Annotated in this window: 17 protein-coding genes and 1 tRNA gene; 10 read left to right on the forward strand and 8 right to left on the reverse strand. The window is 67.0% G+C overall.

Annotated features, from left to right (window positions below):
• Positions 1–52: 52 nt before the first annotated feature.
• Together ACFWDI_RS06785 and ACFWDI_RS06790 are read right to left on the reverse strand one after the other, a co-directional pair.
• Entirely contained in the window at positions 53–2311 is a 2259-nt protein-coding gene (locus ACFWDI_RS06785; protein WP_385301743.1) for a glycoside hydrolase domain-containing protein, read from the reverse strand.
• Positions 2312–3220: 909 nt separating this feature from the next.
• Entirely contained in the window at positions 3221–3772 is a 552-nt protein-coding gene (locus ACFWDI_RS06790; RefSeq protein WP_385301744.1) for a hypothetical protein, read from the reverse strand.
• A 563-nt stretch (positions 3773–4335) separates the two neighbouring features.
• On the opposite strand from ACFWDI_RS06790, the gene ACFWDI_RS06795 reads away from it, so the two are divergent.
• Together ACFWDI_RS06795 and ACFWDI_RS06800 are read left to right on the forward strand one after the other, a co-directional pair.
• Complete coding sequence (locus tag ACFWDI_RS06795; RefSeq protein WP_385301745.1) at positions 4336–4851, forward strand: hypothetical protein; 516 nt, start codon at positions 4336–4338, stop codon at positions 4849–4851.
• A 442-nt stretch (positions 4852–5293) separates the two neighbouring features.
• Positions 5294–5527, forward strand: a complete 234-nt coding sequence (locus tag ACFWDI_RS06800) for a hypothetical protein (protein ID WP_385301746.1) — start codon at positions 5294–5296, stop codon at positions 5525–5527.
• Between the two features lie 333 nt (positions 5528–5860).
• On the opposite strand, the gene ACFWDI_RS06805 is transcribed toward ACFWDI_RS06800, so the two are convergent.
• A tRNA-Gly gene (locus ACFWDI_RS06805) sits at positions 5861–5934 on the reverse strand.
• 255 nt (positions 5935–6189) lie between these two features.
• Here ACFWDI_RS06805 and ACFWDI_RS06810 point away from each other — a divergent pair.
• The 4 genes from ACFWDI_RS06810 (at position 6190) to ACFWDI_RS06825 (ending at position 9596) form a co-directional block, all read left to right on the forward strand.
• Complete coding sequence (locus ACFWDI_RS06810) at positions 6190–6372, forward strand: hypothetical protein (RefSeq protein ID WP_326651449.1); 183 nt, start codon at positions 6190–6192, stop codon at positions 6370–6372.
• Between the two features lie 99 nt (positions 6373–6471).
• Positions 6472–7047: a dCTP deaminase gene (gene dcd / locus ACFWDI_RS06815; protein ID WP_327325006.1), complete on the forward strand. Its 576-nt coding sequence runs from the start codon at positions 6472–6474 to the stop codon at positions 7045–7047.
• Between the two features lie 3 nt (positions 7048–7050).
• Positions 7051–7560 carry a phosphoribosyltransferase gene (locus tag ACFWDI_RS06820; RefSeq protein ID WP_385301747.1) on the forward strand — a complete coding sequence of 170 codons (510 nt, stop codon included), beginning with the start codon at positions 7051–7053 and terminating at the stop codon, positions 7558–7560.
• Positions 7561–8264: 704 nt separating this feature from the next.
• Positions 8265–9596 (forward strand): DUF6777 domain-containing protein, encoded by a 1332-nt coding sequence (locus ACFWDI_RS06825; protein ID WP_385301748.1) that lies wholly within the window; start codon positions 8265–8267, stop codon positions 9594–9596.
• A 179-nt stretch (positions 9597–9775) separates the two neighbouring features.
• Here the strand turns inward: ACFWDI_RS06825 and ACFWDI_RS06830 are convergent, their stop codons facing one another.
• The 4 genes from ACFWDI_RS06830 to ACFWDI_RS06845 all read right to left on the reverse strand — a co-directional run bounded on the left by ACFWDI_RS06830 (position 9776) and on the right by ACFWDI_RS06845 (position 15234).
• Positions 9776–10669, reverse strand: coding sequence for a Yip1 family protein (locus ACFWDI_RS06830; RefSeq protein ID WP_385301749.1), 894 nt, complete (start codon positions 10667–10669; stop codon positions 9776–9778).
• Positions 10670–10864: 195 nt separating this feature from the next.
• Positions 10865–11944, reverse strand: a complete 1080-nt coding sequence (locus tag ACFWDI_RS06835; protein WP_385301950.1) for an FG-GAP repeat domain-containing protein — start codon at positions 11942–11944, stop codon at positions 10865–10867.
• Between the two features lie 332 nt (positions 11945–12276).
• Entirely contained in the window at positions 12277–14547 is a 2271-nt protein-coding gene (locus ACFWDI_RS06840) for a heterodisulfide reductase-related iron-sulfur binding cluster (protein ID WP_385301750.1), read from the reverse strand.
• A gap of 129 nt (positions 14548–14676) precedes the next feature.
• The gene (locus tag ACFWDI_RS06845) at positions 14677–15234 is read right to left on the reverse strand and encodes a sugar transferase (RefSeq protein ID WP_385301751.1); all 558 of its coding nucleotides are present in this window, start codon (positions 15232–15234) and stop codon (positions 14677–14679) included.
• Between the two features lie 275 nt (positions 15235–15509).
• Here ACFWDI_RS06845 and dnaK point away from each other — a divergent pair, with 275 nt between their 5' ends.
• Genes dnaK through ACFWDI_RS06865 form a run of 4 tightly spaced genes read left to right on the forward strand, consistent with a single transcriptional unit; the run spans position 15510 to position 19688 of the window.
• Positions 15510–17366: a molecular chaperone DnaK gene (gene dnaK / locus ACFWDI_RS06850; RefSeq protein ID WP_362677769.1), complete on the forward strand. Its 1857-nt coding sequence runs from the start codon at positions 15510–15512 to the stop codon at positions 17364–17366.
• Positions 17363–18004, forward strand: a complete 642-nt coding sequence (grpE, locus tag ACFWDI_RS06855; protein ID WP_385301752.1) for a nucleotide exchange factor GrpE — start codon at positions 17363–17365, stop codon at positions 18002–18004. The genes dnaK and grpE overlap by 4 nt, the downstream gene beginning before the upstream one ends.
• 30 nt (positions 18005–18034) lie before the next feature.
• Positions 18035–19222, forward strand: a complete 1188-nt coding sequence (gene dnaJ / locus ACFWDI_RS06860; protein WP_385301753.1) for a molecular chaperone DnaJ — start codon at positions 18035–18037, stop codon at positions 19220–19222.
• A 4-nt stretch (positions 19223–19226) separates the two neighbouring features.
• Complete coding sequence (locus ACFWDI_RS06865) at positions 19227–19688, forward strand: heat shock protein transcriptional repressor HspR (RefSeq protein ID WP_327325020.1); 462 nt, start codon at positions 19227–19229, stop codon at positions 19686–19688.
• Positions 19689–19856: 168 nt separating this feature from the next.
• Here the strand turns inward: ACFWDI_RS06865 and ACFWDI_RS06870 are convergent, their stop codons facing one another.
• Entirely contained in the window at positions 19857–20840 is a 984-nt protein-coding gene (locus tag ACFWDI_RS06870) for a helix-turn-helix transcriptional regulator (protein WP_362677775.1), read from the reverse strand.
• Positions 20841–21055 lie beyond the last annotated feature (215 nt).

Here is a 21055-nt window from a genome sequence, read left to right on the forward strand (position 1 = left end):
GTACCAGTCCATTGTGGCCTGAATAGGGTCCGGACGCCGTGATCACGATGCGTCAGGACCCGCGGATGATGTTGTTGTACTTCTCGAATATCGCATAGAGCGGCATGCGCAACTTAGCGTCCTTTTCGGCCACGGGGCCTGATCCCTGGTAGCGGCGGAGGATCTCGAACGTCTCCGTGTCGGTGTAGTCGAGTGCGGGACGGCGGATCGGGGTCTCGTCATGGTCGCCCGCCTTTCCGTCGGCCGCCCAGATGTGCAGGTGCGGGACGGTACTCAGATTGAACACGTTGTCCTGGTTCACCTTCTGCCACATCGCCCACCTGTCGCCGTCGGCGGTCGAGTCGAGGATCTCACCCTCCAGGAGCCCCGCACGGATCGAGTTGTTCCGCGACAGAATGCACGTACGTCCCGAGACCTTGGCGACGCCGGTGCTGCTGTCGACCAGCTTGCTGACGCCCGGCAGGTCCTTGCCCCAGTCCGGGATGGCGCCGGTGTGGTAGAGCACCACGCCCGCGTCCTCCACCACGTCCTTGTAGCTGTAGTGGCAGAACTCCCAGAAGACCGACGTTTGGATGAGGGCCTTGCGCATGCGGTACCGGCGGGCCGCCGACGTGATGGCTGCGTCGAGGGTCATGATTGTTTCTAGACACTGTTTCCTGGTGTAAACATAACCATTGCCCGTTTCGCCGCCGCTCGTCGGTCTGCCTATGGATTCCATATAGCCTTCGGCGTCCTTCAGCAATGCCTCCCAGTAGGAGAGGCTGAAACCGATGTCGAGCTTCTGGGACGGAGCGGGGTGGAAGTCGCCCTGGCCGGTGTCGCGTCCGGAGGCGATGTTGTTGTCGATCTCGATCCGGCCGTCACCGGAGCCGACCACCTTGGTGACGATCTGGTCGAAGGCCCAGTTCTCCGGCATCGCGTAGCCGAGGTTTCCGGAGAAGCCGGACGACATGTCGGACACGAAACTGGTGTCCGCGTAGCCTTCCGCGGAGATCCGGGAGCACGCGTTGCGCGGGCCGTAGACCCCGATCTTGTAGGGGCTGCCCAGCCGGTCCATCTGCTCCTTGACGCTCCGGAAGTACGGCAGGATGTGCGAGGTGACCTCGTCGTTCACCGCGTCGTAGTCGACCGCGAAGTAGATGCGTGACCCCGGCTTGAATCCGTGCTCTTCCGCCTTGAACGCGGCGTTCATACAGTCCGCGACGCCCTGCGAGACGCTGTAGTAGTCGACCGAGCGCGCCCATGTCTGGTAGATCGGGAAGCAGCGCAGGCCGTACTGCTTGATGGTCGCGAGCTCGCCCGGCTGGATCTCCTTCTCCGGCAGGCTGGTGGTGGAGGGGTTGTACAGGTAGCGGCCGATGTACTTGTAGCCGGCGCTCTTCAGGGCTTGCGCGCGGGCGGGGGTGATCTTCGTGATGCCGTCACACGCCTCGCCCTGGCGGGTCTGGTCGCCGTAGGAGACCAGCAGGGAGGACCATGTCCCGAAGTCGCCCTGCCCGTTGACGGTGAGCTTCGTGAACGCCTGGAACACGCTGACGCTGTCGGCCAGTGAGGAGGTGAACGAGGTCGAGAAGGACACGGGGCGTTTGTTGAGCACCATGGCGGCGGTGAAGAGCTGCACCCACACCCCGGAGGAGCCGGTGGACAGCGTGTGACTCTTCAGGCCGGCCTGCGTGCCGGGGCCGAACGCTCCGTTCGCGACACCGTCGGCCATGCCCAGTTCGTACTGGACGGCCAGGAGCATCGACTTGGCGACGTCACGGGAGTGGTGACCGTCGCAGGGGATGACGTAGTAGTCCTTGCGGAGGACGTACCGGCCGTTCAGCCACTGTTGGATGGAGCGGATGGTCTCCGAGCCGCTGTTGACGGTGACGTAGGCGTCCATGTTGAGCAGGCCCTTGACCACCTTCGGCCACAGGGAGCTGCCCGGGTAGGTGCTGTCCACGCCCATGCTCTGGTTCAGCTTCAGCACCGCGGCCTTGACGCGGGAGTTGTACTTGCCGTCGATGTCACCGCCGTCGTAGCCCTTGCAGTACAGGGCGGACTGGATGATCCGGCAGAAGTTCGCCGACGGGATCGTGGTCTCGTCGAGCTTGCCGTACTTCTCCTGGAGCGCTGAAAGGGTGCCCGGACCGAAGCTGTCGGACAGCGCGGTGATGCCCATCTCGTACTGTAAGGCGCGAGTGAGCGCGTACATGACGGTCCAGCTGGTCTGGCCGTTCTCGTCCAGCTTGGATATGCCGAGGGTGGCACCATTCCCGTACGTGGTGTTGATGAATCGTTGGGCGCGACGCACCATTTCGTCAGCCATCGAGTTCCTTTCGTGCAGGCACGAGATCGGGACGGGGCACAAGTGCCCGGAAAATTAGGGTGATCTGAGCATCGGGGCGCGGCCGAGAGCGCGGTCCGGACATGCGTCGGCCCGGTGGTCTGCGGATCGGTACGGCCCTGCCGGGAATCCGGCGGGGAGTGGCCGGTCGAACGGCGTGAGAGACGAGGAGTACGGGGCACCGGGCGCCCGGCCCGCGAAGACCGCGGCCGAGGCGGCCGCGACGCGCATTCAGGCATGCTCAGACCGGGCGAACACCCCGGGTAGTGGAATTGGCGCTCCGGGGGAACTCTCCGGCGAGGAGTCGAATACGGCGCCGGTCTCAGGGCATCTGCGAGGAGGGAGAGAGACCCAAAGCCGCGCCCGGCACAGCGGTGCCGCCCACGTGATCGAATTGCTCGCCACTGATGGCCTGCATAACTGAAATCCCCCCTGGAGCCCGTCAATTGCCTACCCCGCGAGCGCCCCTCCCCGGGCCCTTCGCGACAACTAAGAACCTAAGTCAGTCGGGTTGGTGGCGAGAAGGCTTTTGAGCGCGGCAAGGCCACGCGGGGCAGTCGGCAGGTGTCACCAAGGGTGATGGGGTCGCCGGAATACTTAGCTTATGTGCGGGAATTACACCGATTCTGCCGCTTCTGCCGTTCCTTCATAGATGTCAGCGGCGAGACTCGGCCACTCGATCACGTGTTCGTGCACTGGTCTGCACCGTCGGCATGGCCGACTCGACCCCGTCGCGGCCCCGTACCCCAGGGCGATCGATGGGCTTTCAGGATCCTCAACGAGCGGCCCGTCGGGAGGGATTGTCGGCCAGGCTGCTCAACAGTGTTGTCACGGACAGTGGTTCGCGTACGGGCAAGCAAAGAGTGACCAGCAGTGCGCATGTGTCGTTGATCACAGCCCGAGGCGCCGGGCTTCCTTCTCCCGCCGGATCGCGACGACCGCGAACGCTCCGGTGAGCAGCATCACTGCGGCCGTGACGAGGAAGCCCGTCGTGTAGTCGGAGGCCGTGCTTGAGCGCCCAGGACACCCCGAAGGCACTGGAGATGCCGCCGAGGACCGTGCCGGTCGACAGGAGCCGGTGGTAGGGGATGCGCTCGGTACGGTCCGGTCCGGCTTTTGCCCTGGCGCGCGGCGCACGGTCACTTCCCGGCGTACAAGGGCCCTTCGAGGGCGATGCTCTTCACGCGACTCCGTCCGGTAGAAGCGTTCCGCGTAGGTGCCGGTGCCGGCCAGGAGGTTCGGCGACGGTGGTCCAGGCGTGCCGGACCGGGCGGTACATCTTCCGGCCGGGTGCATCTGCGAGCCGCGTATCCGCAGGACGGTGACCTTGTCGAGGATCACGTCGGTGATGTCGACAAACTCGGAGGTGAGGGCGGGGCCGGTTCGAGCGCGGAAGAGGTGGCGGTCGCAGTCGGCGAGCGCGCGGCTGAGTTCTCCAGCCATCGACCGATCACTAACGGTGCAACGATGATCACTGCGAGTGGATGCATCCACCACGACAGAGGGTGGTTGCGTCCATTTCCAGCCTCAACGTGCAGAAGGTATCCGGCGCGCCCAGGAAGTGGACGTCGAGCTTCGCTCGTCGTCGCGCGCTGAGGCAGAGGGGAATTTAGGGTCAAATCCACATGTAGGGCGTCGGCTTGGCTAGCGAGAACGCTTTCGACACGTGGCGGGGGTGGTGCCAGGAAGCCCCTTGATGGGCATGTGACGCAGGACATGTCCCGTTGCTTCGTGTGGCTCCAGGTGACGCTCAGCGGCCTAAATGCCGCATATAGCGAGAGCGCCGGTGCGCGACGTAGCTCTCCGTAGCTGCAATTGCTGCGAGGGAGGCGATGGCCGGTCTAGACCCCTTGGGGACGGCACGAGCGCCTCCTAGGCTCTCGTCTGGTCGTGAGAGGCGCACGCGGACTGCGGGGTCTGGGACGTCCGGGCAACTTTCAACGGCCTCTTGCCGATCCGGTCAAGATCATTCGTTTGCACATGGTGCATCCATGAGGGGGACCTACATGCTGACCATTGCCAGATCCACCACTCGCTTAGCAGTTGCCGCCACCGCCGTCGCTGCCTTGACTGTCGCTGCACCTCAGGCATCCGCCGCTGAGGATCCCACTGGCACCGACGTGAACATGTCCGTCGAGGCGTCCAAGCAAACCCGCGAGTTCGCCGCGGCCAACCCGGGGGAAGTCGCGGCTGCAGCGAACGCGTGTGGCTCGGGGTACACATTGACCAAAGCCATACCCCTGCCGGTGGGTACTGACCCCAGGCTGCGCCTTGCAACTGTGTTCACCTACAACAGTCAGGCAGGCGGGTGCCTCATCTTCGACAACAACACGGGCAAAGCCCAGAGCATGACGGCGAAGGTTTGCGACGGGTACCCGGGCACCAAGTGCGACTCCGACAGTGGCACGTTCAGCCAGTACGCCGGTCCCGTCTACACCAAGCACCCCGTGTGCGCCACCGTCACCGCAAAGATGTCGAACTTCATCAACTACACCTCCCAATATGCCTTCTCGTGCAACTAGGCGGCGGCCCGCGCCGCGCCGTCGGACTGTCGCCTGGGGCGGAGCCTTGGCGCTGACAGCGGCGATAGCAGCTGGAACGGTCGTTGTTCTCACCGGAGGGGACGGTGGGAGCGACAGTGCGGCCGGCGGCCCGCCCGGTGCATTTGCGCCCAGTGGGGCCCCGCCTGTCGGCCGATCGGCAGAGTCAGCGGCAGGGGCGGAATCGCCCTCGAAGTCTGCCGAGGCGACGCCTGCGCCCACAGCGTCGTCGTCTCAGCCTGCGGCGCAGGATCGCATCAGCGCCGAGATCGACGAGCGGCGGGCAGCAGCCGCCAGCGGCGACCCCATCACCCGCAGCACACCGACCGGCACGGCTCAAGGCAATGAGGAGTTCGGACAGTCGGTCCTTGCGAGCGGCGATGTCACGGTCTTCAAGCCCCGTCGTGACAGGGGATCGTTGACGGTGCCGCTGAGCATCACCAACAGCGGCAAGGAGCGAGCCTTCTACCAGGTCGAGGTACGCATCACCGGGCCGGGCGGATTCGATGCGACGGTACGAGTCGACACCGGCGCGGTCGCCCTTTACCCCGGCACGTCGTGGCCCACTGAACTCACCGTGAAGGATCCCGGCAAGCCCCTGCCGGACAACCCGGTCGTGTCGATCGTGAAGAGCAACAAGCGAGAGCTGCAGAGCTGACCAGCAGTAGGCGGCCCCCGCAGGTTCCTGCGGGGGCCGTCTGCGCTATCCACTGCCCGGCTGCGACCGTGAGCTTCTCAAGGCGAACCCCGGCCGGGACGCCGAGGCGGACGCGGAGCCGGCGAAAGCCCTTGACGAGGTCAACCCAAGGTGTCTCCCGCACCCCAGGCGACGTGCTGATCGCCGACAGCTTCCGCACCACGCGCACGCGCGGGCGCCGTTCACGCCGCGCAGCGCAAGGGGCCGGACAATCAAGAATCTGGCACGGATCTGGCACGAGATGTTTAGTGCGGGACAACAAAAAGCCCCGGGCGCTGGCCTGGGGCTTTCATATGGAGCGGGTGACGGGAATCGAACCCGCGCTCTGAGCTTGGGAAGCTCATGTTCTACCATTAAACTACACCCGCGCGGCGGGCCGTGAACGGCGACCGCATCGTCGCACACTGTACCCCATCGCTGGCCCCCGGTGTATTTAGCCGCGGGGCCTTTGTGCTGTCCAGGGGGCGGATGCAGCCGATGTCGCCGCCCCGGATGCGGCTGCCGCGTACGGGAGTTGAGGCGTACCGTTGCGTGCGGAGTGACATCGGAGTGCCGCATGCGGGCCCGTCCCGTTCATCCCCTAATGTGGTCGTTCGTCCGCATTTTGTTGGGGAAGGGACCCGATGGACTTGATGGAGCGCACCGTCGTCCGCTGTGCCGAGGGGCACGTCTTCAGTACCGCTTCGTTCCCGATGCAGCAGCTCGGCGCCGATCGGATCGGGCCCGGGCGGCTCATTCGGTGTCCGCGTTGTGCGCGGCTTCGCAGTGTCGTGCCTGTGGAGTCGGAGCGGTCGGCCAAGCGGTAGCCGGTAGCCGTACGGAAGCCGTGGGGAATCGGCGGTCGGAGTGGGCGCGCGGGCTGTCCCGATTGGGGTGGGCCCGCGCGCTCTGCGTATCCTCGGTGCGTGCTTCTCTCAGACAAGGACATCCGGGCCGAGATCGACGCCGGACGGGTGCGTATCGACCCGTACGACGAATTCATGGTGCAGCCCTCGAGCATCGATGTGCGGCTCGACCGCTACTTCCGGGTGTTCGAGAACCACCGCTATCCGCATATTGATCCTGCTGTCGAGCAGACGGATCTGACCAGGAAGGTCGAGCCGGAGGGGGACGAGGCGTTCATCCTGCACCCCGGTGAGTTCGTCCTTGCCTCGACCTACGAGGTCATCTCGCTGCCGGACGACCTCGCCTCGCGGCTGGAGGGGAAGTCCAGCCTCGGGCGGCTGGGGCTGGTCACGCACTCGACCGCAGGGTTCATCGACCCCGGCTTCTCCGGGCACGTCACGCTCGAGCTGTCGAATCTCGCGACGCTGCCCATCAAGCTCTGGCCGGGCATGAAGATCGGTCAGCTGTGCATGTTCCGGCTGAGCTCGCCGGCCGAATTCCCGTACGGGAGCGAGCGGTACGGGTCCCGTTACCAGGGGCAGCGTGGGCCCACGGCGTCGCGGTCGTACATGAACTTCCACCGGACGCAGGTGTGAGCCTTGAGTGAGGCACGGGAGAACCTGACGTACGAGACGTTCGGCGGGGCGATCCGTGAGCTTGCGCAAGCCATCGCCGACGACGGGTACGAGCCCGACATCGTGCTCAGCATCGCCAGAGGTGGCGTGTTCGTCGCCGGGGGGCTGGCGTACGCGCTCGACTGCAAGAACATCCACCTGGTGAATGTGGAGTTCTATACGGGGGTCGGGACCACTCTCGAGATGCCGGTCATGCTCGCGCCCATCCCGAACGCCATTGATTTCTCGAACAAAAAGGTCCTTATCGCCGACGACGTCGCCGACACCGGTAAGACGCTGAAGCTCGTGCACGACTTCTGCGTCGACCAGGTCGCCGAGGTGCGCAGCGCCGTCATCTACGAGAAGCCGCATTCGCTGGTGAAGTGCGAGTACGTCTGGAAGCGCACCGACGAGTGGATCAACTTCCCCTGGAGTGTCCTGCCTGTAGTACGTAAGTCTGGCGAGCCGGTCACTCCGTCGAGGGAAGCCCTCTGACCTGCGACTGAGATATGCCAGTCATTCTTGCGTGCCCTCGCTCGGCGCTGAGGAGGCTTGACCTCGGCTGCCACCCGGTTGCGTCCGGTTGAGGCAGGCGCCGGGTCATCCGGCTGTGCTCGAGGCGCCACCTGGGAGCCATGGCGCGCGGCAATGGACACCATCAGGTGGCGCGTTGCTCCACGGCGACGTCAAGAGGTCCGGGACCAGCGGGCTCTTTCGCATAGGGGAACGCTGTTCTCTGTCAAGTCCCGAAAAGTAGTGACGTGTCGCGATGGCAAAGCTCGGGGCTTACTCGAGAGGCGGGCTTTGAACAAAGCCGGTGCATGATCAGTGCCTCCCGGACATGGAGCGATAATGGCCTTAGGGAGGCGAATGAGAAGAAATTCCCATTCCGCGATATCTATGCGGTTGAGGAGAATGCCGTGAGTTCCCTACCTCCTTCGTCCGAGCGCCCCACCGGCCCTCCCTCCGGCCCGCTGTCCGGCCAGCCCTCAGGTGAGCAGTCGCCGGTACCTCCGCCCCCACCCGGGCCACTGCCCCCACCCGAGCCTCCGCCCCCACCCGGGCCTCCGCCCCCACCGGGGTCCACGGGTCCGCCCGGCGAACCGGATGAGCCTCATCGGCGCCGCACAGGACTGTCGCCCCGGTGGCGGACGCGGAGAACGCTGCTGGCTGCCGGCACTGTGGTGGTGGGTGCCGCGATGGCGGTGATCCTCACGGTCGCCCTCCCCGGCGGGAAAAAGGGCGGTGGGGAGGTCTTCCTCCAGACCGCCTCCGCGGCTGGCTCTGATCCGTTCACCCCGTCGACCGAGACCCAGGACAAGGATGCCGCAGCCTCGTCCGCAAGCGCTGGTACGTCATCGGCCGGCGGCACAGGCACCCTCGTCGTCAATGGTTCACACCCGGGCTTGTACGGCGGTACGCAGAACGTCGCGAGCTGTGACGTCGAGAAGCAGGTCAAGTTCCTCACGCAGAACGGCGACAAAGGGCAGGCCTTCGCCGGAGCCCTCAACATCCGGCAGCCCGAAATCCCCCAGTACATGCGGTCCCTGACGCCGACTCGGCTGGTCTGGGACACACGCGTCACGAACCACGGGTACAGGAACGGCGCGGCGACCAGCTATCAGGCCATCCTGCAGGCCGGCACGGCCGTCCTCGTCGACGACCGCGGCGTTCCGCGCGTCCGCTGCGCCTGCGGCAACCCCCTGACTCCGCCCGTCGCCGGCGAGAACAAGCAGAAATACACCGGCAGTCAGTGGTCGTCGTTCCAGCCCTCCCACCTCGTTGCGGTCACACCCGCCGACAAGCCCATGAAGACCGTGACGATGTTCGACCAGAAGCGCAAGGGCTGGTTCCAGCGTCCGAGCGGCGACCTCATGGGCAAGAGCGACGCAAGGGTTCCCGCCCCGAAGGGCCAGCCTGCCGGAACGCGGTTCCCTGTCCTGCCCCCTCCTGAATCGACAGAGGAGCACCAGGACAAGCAAGAGGAGTACCCGGAGAAAGGCAAGCAGAAGGACAAGGACAGCAAGAAGGACAAGGACAGCAAGAAGGACCAGCCGAAGGACGAGCCGAAGGACGCGCCCAGGGACCACCCGAAGGACGAGCCGAAGGACGAGCCCAAGGACCACCCGAAGGACGCGCCCAAGGACCACCCGAAGGACGAGCCCAAGGACCACCCGAAGGACGCGCCCAAGGACGAGCCCAAGGACCACCCGAAGGACCAGCCCAAGGACCAGCCCAAGGACCAGCCCAAGGACCAGCCCAAGGACCACCCGAAGGACGAGCCCAAGGACCAGCCCAAGGACCAGCCCAAGGACGCGCCCAAGGACCACCCGAAGGACGCGCCCAAGGACGAGCCCAAGGACCAGCCCAAGGACCAGCCCAAGGACCAGCCGAAGGACGAGCCCAAGGACGAGCCCAAGGACCAGCCCAAGGACGAGCCCAAGGACCAGCCCGAGGATCAGCCCAACCAGGACCAGCCGAAGGACCAGCCGAAGGACCAGCCCAACCAGGACCACACCGGCGCCGGTTGAGCCGCCGCCCCCGGAGTCGCCGCAGAGCTGAAGGAGTCGCCGAGCAGGAGCTCTGAGCTTCCCGACCTTCCGGCGGGGTGGTAGCTGAGGTCTGCTGGGCTTGTCAGGCCTCTGCGAGTACGGACATGGAAAAAGGCCCCCGGATGGCTCCGGGGGCCTCTGCGCGTCCGTGGAAAGTCCTAGATCGTGCCCAGCTTGATGATCGACAGCAGTGCGATCAGCTGGATCGCCGACGCGCCCAGCGCCTTCGGCCACGGCAGATCGTGCGACTTGCTCACCATCGATGTGAACAGCGCTCCCGCCGCCACCCATGTCGCCCAGCCCAGGACCTGGACCAGGGAGTTCTCGCCGCCCAGGAAGAGGGCGAAGATCAGGCGCGGGGCGTCCGTGATCGACATGATCAGCATGGAAAGGCCGACCGTCGGCTGCCAGGCGCCGTCACCGCCGAGCTGGCGGGCCATGGTGTGGGTCACCGCGCCCAGGATCAGGCCGCCGATGACGAATGCGACCGCCGTCGTCAGTACGTACGGGATGGCCGCGGAGATCGTCGCGTTGATCGTCTCCTCGCGGGCCTTGTCGAAGCCGAAGAGCGCGAGCAGTCCGTAGAGGAACGTCACGATCAGCGCCGGGCCCCACACCGGGTAGTCGCGCATCTGCCAGAACGTCGGTCCGGGGCGCAGCACGATGCCGCTCAGCAGCTGCTTCCAGTGCAGACGCGGGCCGGACGGGGCGGCAGCGGCCGCGCCCGCGCGGTAGGTCGCGCCGTCGCCGTACGGGTCCTCGTTGACGCTGAACGCCTGGGTGTGGCCAGGGTTGTTGGCGTACGGGTCACCGTGCGGGGGCTGTTGGTACGGGTCGCCGAAGTACTCCGGTTCGCCGTACGGGCCCTGAGGCTGCTGCTGATGATGATGACCGCCGCCGGCCTGGGGCCACTGCGGCGGTTGCTGCTGCTGCGCATACGGCGGCGCCGCACGGCCGCCCCCGCCCCGGTAGGGCGACGGCGGTGCCTGCTGCGGTTGCTGCTGCTGCGAGGTGCGGTTGTCCCGGCCGCGTCCGATCCTGAATCCAGCCACGTATTCGAACGTACCTGGTCCCGGAGAGTGAGGTGGTCGACCCAGGGGAACAAGCGGTCCTTTGCTGCTGAGCTGTGACATCCCCTAGGGGAACCCCGGGGGGTCTGCCGTACCGCGCTCAGCTTGGGCATTCGGCGGGCGCAGGGGCAGCCGTACGGCAGGCAGGCAGGCAGGCAGGCAGGCGGTCAGGTCAGGTCAGGTCAGGAAGACCGACGTACTGAAGGTGAGCAGCGCGCGCGTCCGCTCCGCCGCCGGGTACAGCGCCACGACGTCCGCGTGTTCGCCGCGGTGCGTACGTGTCACCAGGTCCGGGCGCTTGTCGCCGTCGAAGTCCGCGTACTCGAGGACGTCGGTCGCCGGGCTTGTCTCGCCGGACGGGAGCGCGGGGCCGGGCGGCAGCCGTACCGGCTTGGTGCGGTACGTGCCGCCCGCGCGGCCGGGGCCGTCGGGGCCGCCGAGCAGCAGCTCCCCTTTGGCCGCCGCGCCCGGCTCGGGGGCACGGGCCGACACCACCAGGTCGTCGTAGCCGTCGTCATTGGTGTCCGGCTCGGGTGCCGGTGCGGAGAGGAGCGGGCCGCCGCCCGGGACAGGCGCTGTGGCGGCGCGCGGGGCGCCGGCCCGGGTGAAGGGGCCGCGCAGGAAGCTGACGTGGCCCGCCGAGGCGGTGACCGCCAGGTCGGTGCTGCCGTCGCCGTCGAAGTCGCCGCAGACGGGGTGGTCGGGCCAGTCGTTGCCGTATCTCGCCCGGTCGGGGATGCGCAGGACGACCGCCTTGCCGCCGAGGCCGGTGGGGGAGCCGAAGAGGAGCTGGAGCGGTACGGGTGGGCGGCCGATGCCGTTGTACGGCGGGTCCGTGGCGACGATCAGGTCCGCGAAGCCGTCCTTGTCGAGATCGCAGGAGGCCTCGGCGTCGAAGGCGGCGGGGAGGGTGCCGTCGACCGGTGCGGCGTTGGCGCGCGGGGTGAGGATCTGGCGTCGGGCGGGGTCGAGCCGGCGCAGGGCGGCGGTGCCGTAGACGATTCCGATGCCCGCGTCGTCACCGTGGCTGTCGTCGGGGGCCTTCACCAGGTCGTTCAGTACGAGATCGCGGTGGCCGTCGCCATTGAAGTCCTCGGGGACGCGGCTGCCGGTGCCGTGGGGGACGGGGAGGCGCGGGGTGGCGGCCCGGCCGGCGAGCGGGGCGGTGTCGCCGTTCTTGGCGGTGGCGGGCCGGTCGGGCTCGGGGCCGCTCGTGCAGCCCGCCAGCAGCACTGCGCAGGCGCAGGCGGCGCCCATCGCCGCTGCTGCCGCCGTTCGTATCCGCACGACCCACCCCGTCCGTCTGTTCTGTGCTCAGTCGCCCCACGATGCTCGTTCGGCCGTCGCGGCAGGGCAATGGATCCGTCGTGATCGCAGGCCAATGGTTATGCGGTGGGTAGTTGAGCGGTCGCGGAATGCAGCGCAAAGGGCAACAGACACGATAAACCAGGCACCGGACCACCCTGGGGCCGTGTCGAGCGGCCCGCGGACAGGCGAGTACGCACACAGCGGACACGCGACTACGTACACAAGAGAGCGGCCGGTTCTGCCCCCGAGGCAGATCCGGCCGCTCCCGCGTTACGCAGGGACTACTTCACCGGCTCGGGCTCCGGCGCGTCCTCCGACTCCTCGGCGGCGGCCGGGTCGGCCGGAGGCGTACGCACCGAGTCGAGGAGCAGCTGCGCCACGTCCACGACCTGGAGCGATTCCTTGGCCTTGCCGTCGTTCTTCTTGCCGTTCACCGAGTCCGTGAGCATGACCAGGCAGAACGGGCAGGCGGTGGAGACGATGTCCGGGTTCAGCGAAAGGGCCTCATCCACACGCTCGGTGTTGATGCGCTTGCCGATCCGCTCCTCCATCCACATCCGGGCACCACCGGCGCCGCAGCAGAAGCCGCGCTCCTTGTGGCGGTGCATCTCCTGCTGGCGCAGGCCGGGGACGGCGGACATGATCTCGCGCGGCGGCGTGTAGACCTTGTTGTGACGGCCCAGGTAGCAGGGGTCGTGGTACGTGATCAGACCCTCGACCGGCGTCACCGGAATCAGCTTGCCCTCGTCGATGAGGTGCTGGAGCAGCTGCGTGTGGTGGATGACCTCGAACTCGCCGCCCAGCTGCGGGTACTCGTTCGCGATCGTGTTGAAGCAGTGCGGGCAGGTCGCGACGATCTTCTTCGACGACTTGGGCTTCTTCGTCGAGGGGTCCTCGTCGTCCTCGCCGTACGCCATGTTCAGCATGGCCACGTTCTCCTGGCCGAGCTGCTGGAACAGCGGCTCGTTGCCCAGGCGCCGGGCCGAGTCACCCGTGCACTTCTCGTCGCCGCCCATGATCGCGAACTTCACGCCCGCGATGTGCAGCAGCTCGGCGAAGGCCTTGGTGGTCTTCTTCGCCCGGTCCTCGAGGGCGCCCGCGCAGCCGACCCAGTACAGGTAGTCGACCTCGGACAGGTCCTCGACGTCCTTGCCGACGATCGGGACCTCGAAGTCGACCTCCTTGGTCCACTCGACACGCTGCTTCTTGGCAAGACCCCAGGGGTTGCCCTTCTTCTCCAGGTTCTTGAGCATCGTGCCCGCCTCGGACGGGAACGCGGACTCGATCATCACCTGGTAGCGGCGCATGTCGACGATGTGGTCGATGTGCTCGATGTCGACCGGGCACTGCTCCACACACGCACCGCAGGTGGTGCAGGACCACAGCACGTCCGGGTCGATGACGCCGTTCTCCTCGAGCGTCCCGATCAGCGGGCGCTCGGCCTCGGCGAGGGCCGCCGCCGGCACATCCTTGAGCTGCTCGGCCGAAGCCTTCTCCTCGCCCTCCATCGTCTTGCCGCCGCCGGCCAGCAGATACGGGGCCTTGGCGTGCGCGTGGTCGCGCAGCGACATGATCAGGAGCTTCGGCGAGAGCGGCTTTCCGGTGTTCCAGGCGGGGCACTGCGACTGGCAGCGGCCGCACTCGGTACACGTGGAGAAGTCGAGGATGCCCTTCCAGGAGAACTGCTCGACCTGGGAGACGCCGAAGACGTCGTCCTCGCCCGGGTCCTCGAAGTCGATCTCCTTGCCGCCGCTCGTCATCGGCAGGAGCGCGCCGAGCGCGGTCGAGCCGTCGGCGTTCCGCTTGAACCAGATGTTCGGGAAGCCGAGGAAGCGGTGCCAGGCGACACCCATGTTGGTGTTGAGCGAGACCGTGATCATCCAGATCAGCGAGGTGCCGATCTTGATCATCGCGGTGAAGTAGATGAGGTTCTGGAGCGTCGCGAGGCTGAGCCCCTTGAAGGCGAGGACCAGCGGATACGAGACGAAGTAGGCGGCTTCGTAGCCCTCGACATGGTGGATCGCGCCCTCGAGCCCGCGCAGGGCGAGGATCGCGAGACCGATGGTGAGGATGACGTACTCGACGAAGTACGCCTGCCAGGCCTTGGAGCCCGCGAAGCGCGACTTGCGGCCGGCCCGGGACGGCAGGTTCAGCAGCCGGATGGCCATCAGCACGACAATGCCGACGACCGTCATCAGGCCGATGAACTCGATGTACATCTCGAACGGCAGGAAGCCGCCGATGACCGGCAGCGTCCAGTCCGCCTGGAAGAGCTGTCCGTATGCCTGCGCCAGCGTCGGCGGCAGGGTGAGGAAGCCGATCGCGACGAACCAGTGGGCGAAGCCCACGATCCCCCACCGGTTCATCCGGGTGTGGCCGAGGAACTCCTTGACCAGGGTGATCGTGCGCTGCTTGGGGTTGTCGGTACGGCTGCCCGCGGGCACGGCCTGGCCGAGCCTGACGAACCGGTAGATCTGCGCGACGGCTCTGGCGATGAGCGCAACGCCGACCACGGTCAGGACCAGCGACACGATGATCGCGGCGAGTTGCATTTGGGGGCTCCTCGGGCCTGCGAGGGTGGGATTCGGCGACTTCTACTAAGCGGTAACTTATTCAGTCCGTGCTGAGATTACCCACTTATTCCGCCGCACTGTAGCCGCGCACGCGGTGATCTGTGTCGCTCAGGCAAGCCTGACCGGGCGGGCCCGGCGGGGACGGACCGGGGGGCGCCCGGCGAAGACAGCCGGGAGGGTCCGGGCCAGGATCAGTAGGTCCAGCCCCAGCCAATACTCCTCCATGTAGTGCAGATCGAGCACGGCCATCTCCTCCCAGGGGAGTTCGGAGCGCCCGCTGATCTGCCAGAGGCCCGTGATGCCGGGGCGTACGCCGAGACGGGCGCGGCCCGCTCCGGTGGCGGGCTCGGACCTCTCCGGTGGCAGCGGCCGTGGGCCGACGAGGGACATCTCGCCGCGCACCACATTGATCAGCTGGGGCAGTTCGTCGAGGAAATGGTCGCGCAGCGGCCGTCCGACGGGTGTGCTGCAGCGGGTGCCGGCCCGCCGTGTGCGGAACGTCAGCATCGCAAAGGTGCGACCGCCGAGGCCGGTCCGGTTCTGGCGGGCCAGGACGGGTCCCGGAGAGGTGAGCGCGACCGCCGCGGCGACCGCGAGCAGGAGCGGGGACAGGAGCAGCAGCAGGATCAGACTGCCCGTCAGGTCGACGGCTCGCTTTGCAGGCATGGATACACGCCTTTCATCACGATTGACAGTTATTGATCGATTTTGCGGCTATGACTTTCGCAGATGGACGCTTTGTGAACCGGTCCGCCACGCGCGCGGACCCCCGCACGGACCCCTGGGAGCAGGGTGGGCGCAGGACTTGGCTGCAAGGGCCGGCGAGAGTGCTCGTAAGGGCCGGATAAAAGTTGAGTGGGGCCGACTCAGGTCTGTTGACTCGATCGACCCGGTCATGCATCCTTGAGCCAGATCCACTCAAGTCAGCTGGAGGAATCGAAATGGCACGTGCGGTCGGCATCGACCTGGGCACGACTAACTCCGTCGTCAGCGTTCTGGAGGGCGGAGAGCCCACCGTCATCACCAACGCCGAGGGTGCCAGGACCACGCCGTCCGTCGTCGCCTTCGCGAAGAACGGTGAGGTGCTGGTCGGCGAGGTTGCGAAGCGTCAGGCGGTCACCAACGTCGACAGGACCATCCGGTCGGTCAAGCGCCACATGGGCACCGACTGGAAGATCGAGCTCGACGGGAAGCACTTCAACCCGCAGCAGATGAGCGCCTTCATCCTGCAGAAGCTGAAGCGCGACGCGGAGTCCTACCTCGGCGAGAAGGTCACCGACGCGGTCATCACCGTACCGGCGTACTTCAACGACTCCGAGCGTCAGGCGACCAAGGAGGCCGGTGAGATCGCGGGCCTGAACGTCCTGCGTATCGTCAACGAGCCGACGGCGGCAGCCCTGGCCTACGGCCTCGACAAGGACGACCAGACGATTCTGGTCTTCGACCTCGGTGGCGGCACCTTCGACGTCTCGCTGCTGGAGATCGGCGACGGCGTCGTCGAGGTGAAGGCCACCAACGGTGACAACCACCTCGGTGGTGACGACTGGGACCAGCGCGTCGTCGACTACCTGGTGAAGCAGTTCGCCAACGGTCACGGCGTCGACCTGTCCAAGGACAAGATGGCTCTCCAGCGTCTCCGCGAGGCCGCGGAGAAGGCGAAGATCGAGCTGTCGTCCTCGACCGAGACGAACATCAACCTGCCGTACATCACGGCCTCCGCCGAGGGCCCGCTGCACCTGGACGAGAAGCTCACCCGGGCTCAGTTCCAGCAGCTCACCGCGGACCTGCTCGAGCGCTGCAAGACCCCGTTCCACAACGTCATCAAGGACGCCGGCATCCAGCTGTCCGAGATCGACCACGTGGTCCTGGTCGGCGGCTCGACCCGGATGCCCGCCGTCGCCGAGCTCGTCAAGGAGCTCACCGGCGGCCAGGACGCCAACAAGGGCGTCAACCCGGACGAGGTCGTCGCCATCGGCGCCGCGCTCCAGGCCGGTGTCCTCAAGGGTGAGGTCAAGGACGTCCTGCTCCTCGACGTGACCCCGCTGTCCCTCGGTATCGAGACCAAGGGCGGCATCATGACCAAGCTCATCGAGCGCAACACCACGATCCCGACCAAGCGGTCCGAGATCTTCACGACGGCCGAGGACAACCAGCCGTCCGTGCAGATCCAGGTCTACCAGGGCGAGCGCGAGATCGCGGCGTACAACAAGAAGCTCGGGATGTTCGAGCTGACCGGTCTGCCGCCGGCCCCGCGCGGGGTCCCGCAGATCGAGGTCGCCTTCGACATCGACGCCAACGGCATCATGCACGTGACCGCGAAGGACCTGGGCACGGGCAAGGAGCAGAAGATGACCGTCACCGGCGGCTCCTCGCTGCCGAAGGACGAGGTCGACCGGATGCGCCAGGAGGCCGAGCAGTACGCGGACGAGGACCACCGTCGCCGCGAGGCCGCCGAGAGCCGTAACCAGGGCGAGCAGCTCGTCTACCAGACCGAGAAGTTCCTCAAGGACAACGAGGACAAGGTTCCCGGCGATGTGAAGACCGAGGTCGAGACCGCGCTCACCGAGCTGAAGGAGAAGCTCAAGGGCGAGGACACGGCCGAGATCCGCACCGCCACCGAGAAGGTCGCCGCGGTCAGCCAGAAGCTCGGCCAGGCGATGTACGCCAACGCCACGCCCGAGGGCGGTGCCGCTGCCGGTGCCGACGCCCCCGCCGGCGAGCAGGCCAAGGCTGAGGACGATGTCGTCGACGCCGAGATCGTGGACGACGAGAAGGACGCGAAGGGTGGTGCCGCGTGACGGAGGAGACTCCGGGCTTCGACGAGAAGCCCGACGTCCCCTCCGGCGCCACACCTGACGACGCCGCCGAATCCGCCGAGTCCTCCGAGAAGGAGGGCCCGGCGGCCCCGGCAGGGGACGCAGCAATGATCGTCGGCCTGACAGCACAGCTGGACCAGGTCCGCACGGCGCTCAACGAGCGCACGGCAGACCTCCAGCGGCTCCAGGCCGAGTACCAGAACTACCGCCGTCGCGTGGAGCGCGACAGGATCACGGTCAAGGAGATCGCCACGGCGACCCTCCTGACCGAGCTCCTGCCCGTACTCGACGACATCGGCCGCGCCCGTGATCACGGAGAGCTGGTGGGCGGGTTCAAGTCGGTTGCCGAATCTCTTGAGACGGCCGCCGCCAAGATGGGCCTGCAGCAGTTCGGCAAGGAGGGCGAGCCCTTCGACCCGACGATCCACGAAGCCCTGATGCACTCGTACGCACCGGATGTCACAGAGACCACGTGCGTCGCGGTCCTGCAGCCGGGGTATCGCATCGGCGAGCGGACCATCCGCCCCGCGCGGGTCGCGGTGGCCGAGCCCCAGCCGGGCGCGGCTCCGAAGGACGAGACGGCAACCGACGAGGAGAGCGGTGGCCCGGAACAGGGCTGACGCAATGACAGGCCGAGAGGAGGGACGTCGATGAGCACGAAGGACTTCGTCGAGAAGGACTACTACAAGGTTCTCGGCGTCCCGAAGGACGCCACCGAGGCCGAGATCAAGAAGGCGTACCGGAAGCTCGCCCGCGAGTTCCACCCGGACGCCAACAAGGGCGACGCCAAGGCCGAGGAGCGCTTCAAGGAGATCTCCGAGGCCAACGACATCCTCGGCGACCCCAAGCGGCGCAAGGAGTACGACGAGGCGCGCGCCCTCTTCGGCAACGGTGGCTTCAGGCCAGGTCCCGGCGGCCCCGGCGGCACCTTCAACTTCGACCTGGGCGACCTCTTCGGAGGCGCCCAGGGCGGGACGCAGGGTGGCGCCGGAGGCTTCGGCGGCGGTCTCGGCGATGTGTTCGGCGGCCTGTTCAACCGCGGCGCCGGCGGCGCCGCGGGTACGCGTACCCAGCCGCGCCGTGGCCAGGACATCGAGTCCGAGGTGACGCTCAGCTTCACCGAGGCGGTCGACGGGGCCACGGTCCCGCTGCGGATGTCCAGTTCGGCGGCGTGCAAGGCGTGTTCGGGCACCGGCGACAGAAACGGTACGCCTCGGGTGTGCCCGACCTGTGTCGGCACCGGCCAGGTCTCGCGCGGCGGCAGCGGCTCCTTCTCGCTCACCGACCCGTGCGTGGACTGCAAGGGCCGCGGCCTGATCGCGCAGGACCCCTGCGAGGTCTGCAAGGGCAGCGGGCGCGCCCGCTCCTCGCGCACCATGCAGGTCCGTATCCCCGCGGGCGTCTCCGACGGCCAGCGGATCCGGCTGCGCGGCAAGGGCGCGCCGGGCGAACGAGGCGGCCCGGCCGGCGACCTGTACGTCGTCGTGCATGTCGGCGCCCACTCCGTCTTCGGCCGCAAGGGCGACAACCTCACCATCACCGTGCCCGTCACCTACACGGAGGCGGCGCTCGGCGGCGAGGTGAAGGTACCGACCCTCGGCGGCCCCCCGGTCACGCTGAAACTGCCCGCCGGGACGCCCAACGGCCGTACGATGCGGGCCCGCGGCAAGGGTGCGGTCCGCAAGGACGGCACCCGCGGCGACCTGTTGGTCACCGTTGAGGTCGCGGTACCCAAGGAGCTGAGCGACAAGGCGAAGGAAGCGCTGGAGGCCTACCGCGAAGCCACCGCGGAGGAGGACCCGCGGGCCGAGCTGTTCCAGGCCGCGAAGGGAGCATGACGCAATGGACGGACGTCGCCGACAGTACTCAGCTGTCAGCAGGGCTTACGAACTGACCGACGAGTCGCCGGTGTACGTGATCTCGGTGGCCGCGCAGCTCTCGGGCCTGCATCCGCAGACCCTGCGACAGTACGACCGGCTGGGTCTGGTCTCACCGGACCGTACGCCGGGCCGGGGTCGGCGATACTCCGCCCGCGATATCGAACTGCTTCGCACCGTCCAGCAGTTGTCCCAGGACGAGGGCATCAACCTGGCCGGAATCAAGCGCATCATCGAACTGGAGAACCAGGTCGCTGCGCTCCAGCAGCGGATTGTCGAGCTGTCGGCGGCCGTGGACGGCGCGGCGGCGGCGATGCAGCAGCGCGAGGCGCAGGTGCATGCCTCCTACCGGCGCGATCTGGTGCCGTACCAGGATGTGCAGCAGGCGAGCGCGTTGGTGGTCTGGCGGCCCAAGCGTCCCGAGTAGGACCGGAGTTGTACGGCTGAGGGGCCGGAGGGCGAGTCGCTCTCCGGCCCCTCAGCCGTGTGAAACATGGGTGGGGACGCCAGCTTCTTACGTCCCCTTCTCATGTTCTCCTAGGTCCCCCGCGGCATACGGATCCCGCCGTTCTCGCCGGCCGCCCCGCCGTGGGCCTCAGCCTTCGTGCTCCAGGATCCCCGACTGCGCGATGAGATAGCCGAGTTGGGTCCGGCTGCCGCTGCCCAGCGAGGAGCCCAGCTTGGCGATATGGGCACGGCAGGTACGGACGTTCATGCCGAGCCGCCGGGCGATGGCCTCGTCCACATGGCCCTCGACCAGCAGCTTGGCGATCGAGCGCTGGACGCCTGTGATGCCGTCCAGCGGGGGGCCGTAGGAGACTTGCTCCTCCCACGGGATGCCGTGCAGCCAGAACTGCTCGAAGACGCCGACGAGATACTCGACGATTCCCTTGTGCCGTAGCTCAAGTGCCGAGAGCCTGTCGCTACTTGCCGGTATGAACGCCACTTTCCGGTCGACAATGATCAGCCGGTCGATGATCTCCTCGAGCGTGCGCACCTCCACGCCGGACGGGCCGACCTGCTCCATGTAGGCGAGGGTGGCCGGGTGGTGGCGGGCCGTGTGCTGGTAGAGCGTCCGCATCCGTACGCCGCGGTCGATCAGCGGCTCCACGCGGCGCAGCGCCTTCTCGAGGATGTGCGGCTGTCGCCCGCTGCCGGGCTGCACCGTGAGAAGCTCCTCCGAACAGTCTGCGGTGACCTGGTCAAGGGTTGTGTTGATGCGGTTGAGACCCTCGAGGACGGTGATCCCTTGTGGGACGGTGGAGTTCTGAGCACTGAACGCCATGAATGGCTCAAGAGCATCGGTCAGAGCGACAGTTCGACGTCGGCGCTCTTGGATCTCCCGCTCGATGGGGTGTATCAGCTGTGTCAGCGCAGTGGTCGGCGGAACCGGACGGAGCCATTGAGCGTCGTCGGGATCCGGATGCAGTAGGGCGAGATCGAAGAGACAGGGTGTGGGCTCCGCCTCTGACCGGGCTATTCGCCCGGTCCGCAGAGCGGTGATGTACAGATTCTTCCCCGCCTCGCACAGCTCGCCGTCTGCGTGAGGGTGTCCCGTTTCGCCCCCCTTCGATGACATGTGCACCCCCTCAGGCTCCTGCATTACAGGAACATGATGCCTGCCGTCGCTGGTGCAAGCGTTCGGAGTGAGACATCGTCTTATGCGCGGGGGAGGAGGAATGATCAAAAGAGGTGGAGATCACCCATGTCTAGGACGCTTCGTGCTCTTTGTGCTCTTGCCATAGCGGCGGCCGCGCTCGGTGCGGTGGCTTCCGGCGAGCCCTCCTGGGGTAG

It is taken from the genome of Streptomyces sp. NPDC060064 (genome assembly GCF_042736455.1).
In the GTDB taxonomy this organism is placed as follows: Bacteria; Actinomycetota; Actinomycetes; order Streptomycetales; family Streptomycetaceae; genus Streptomyces.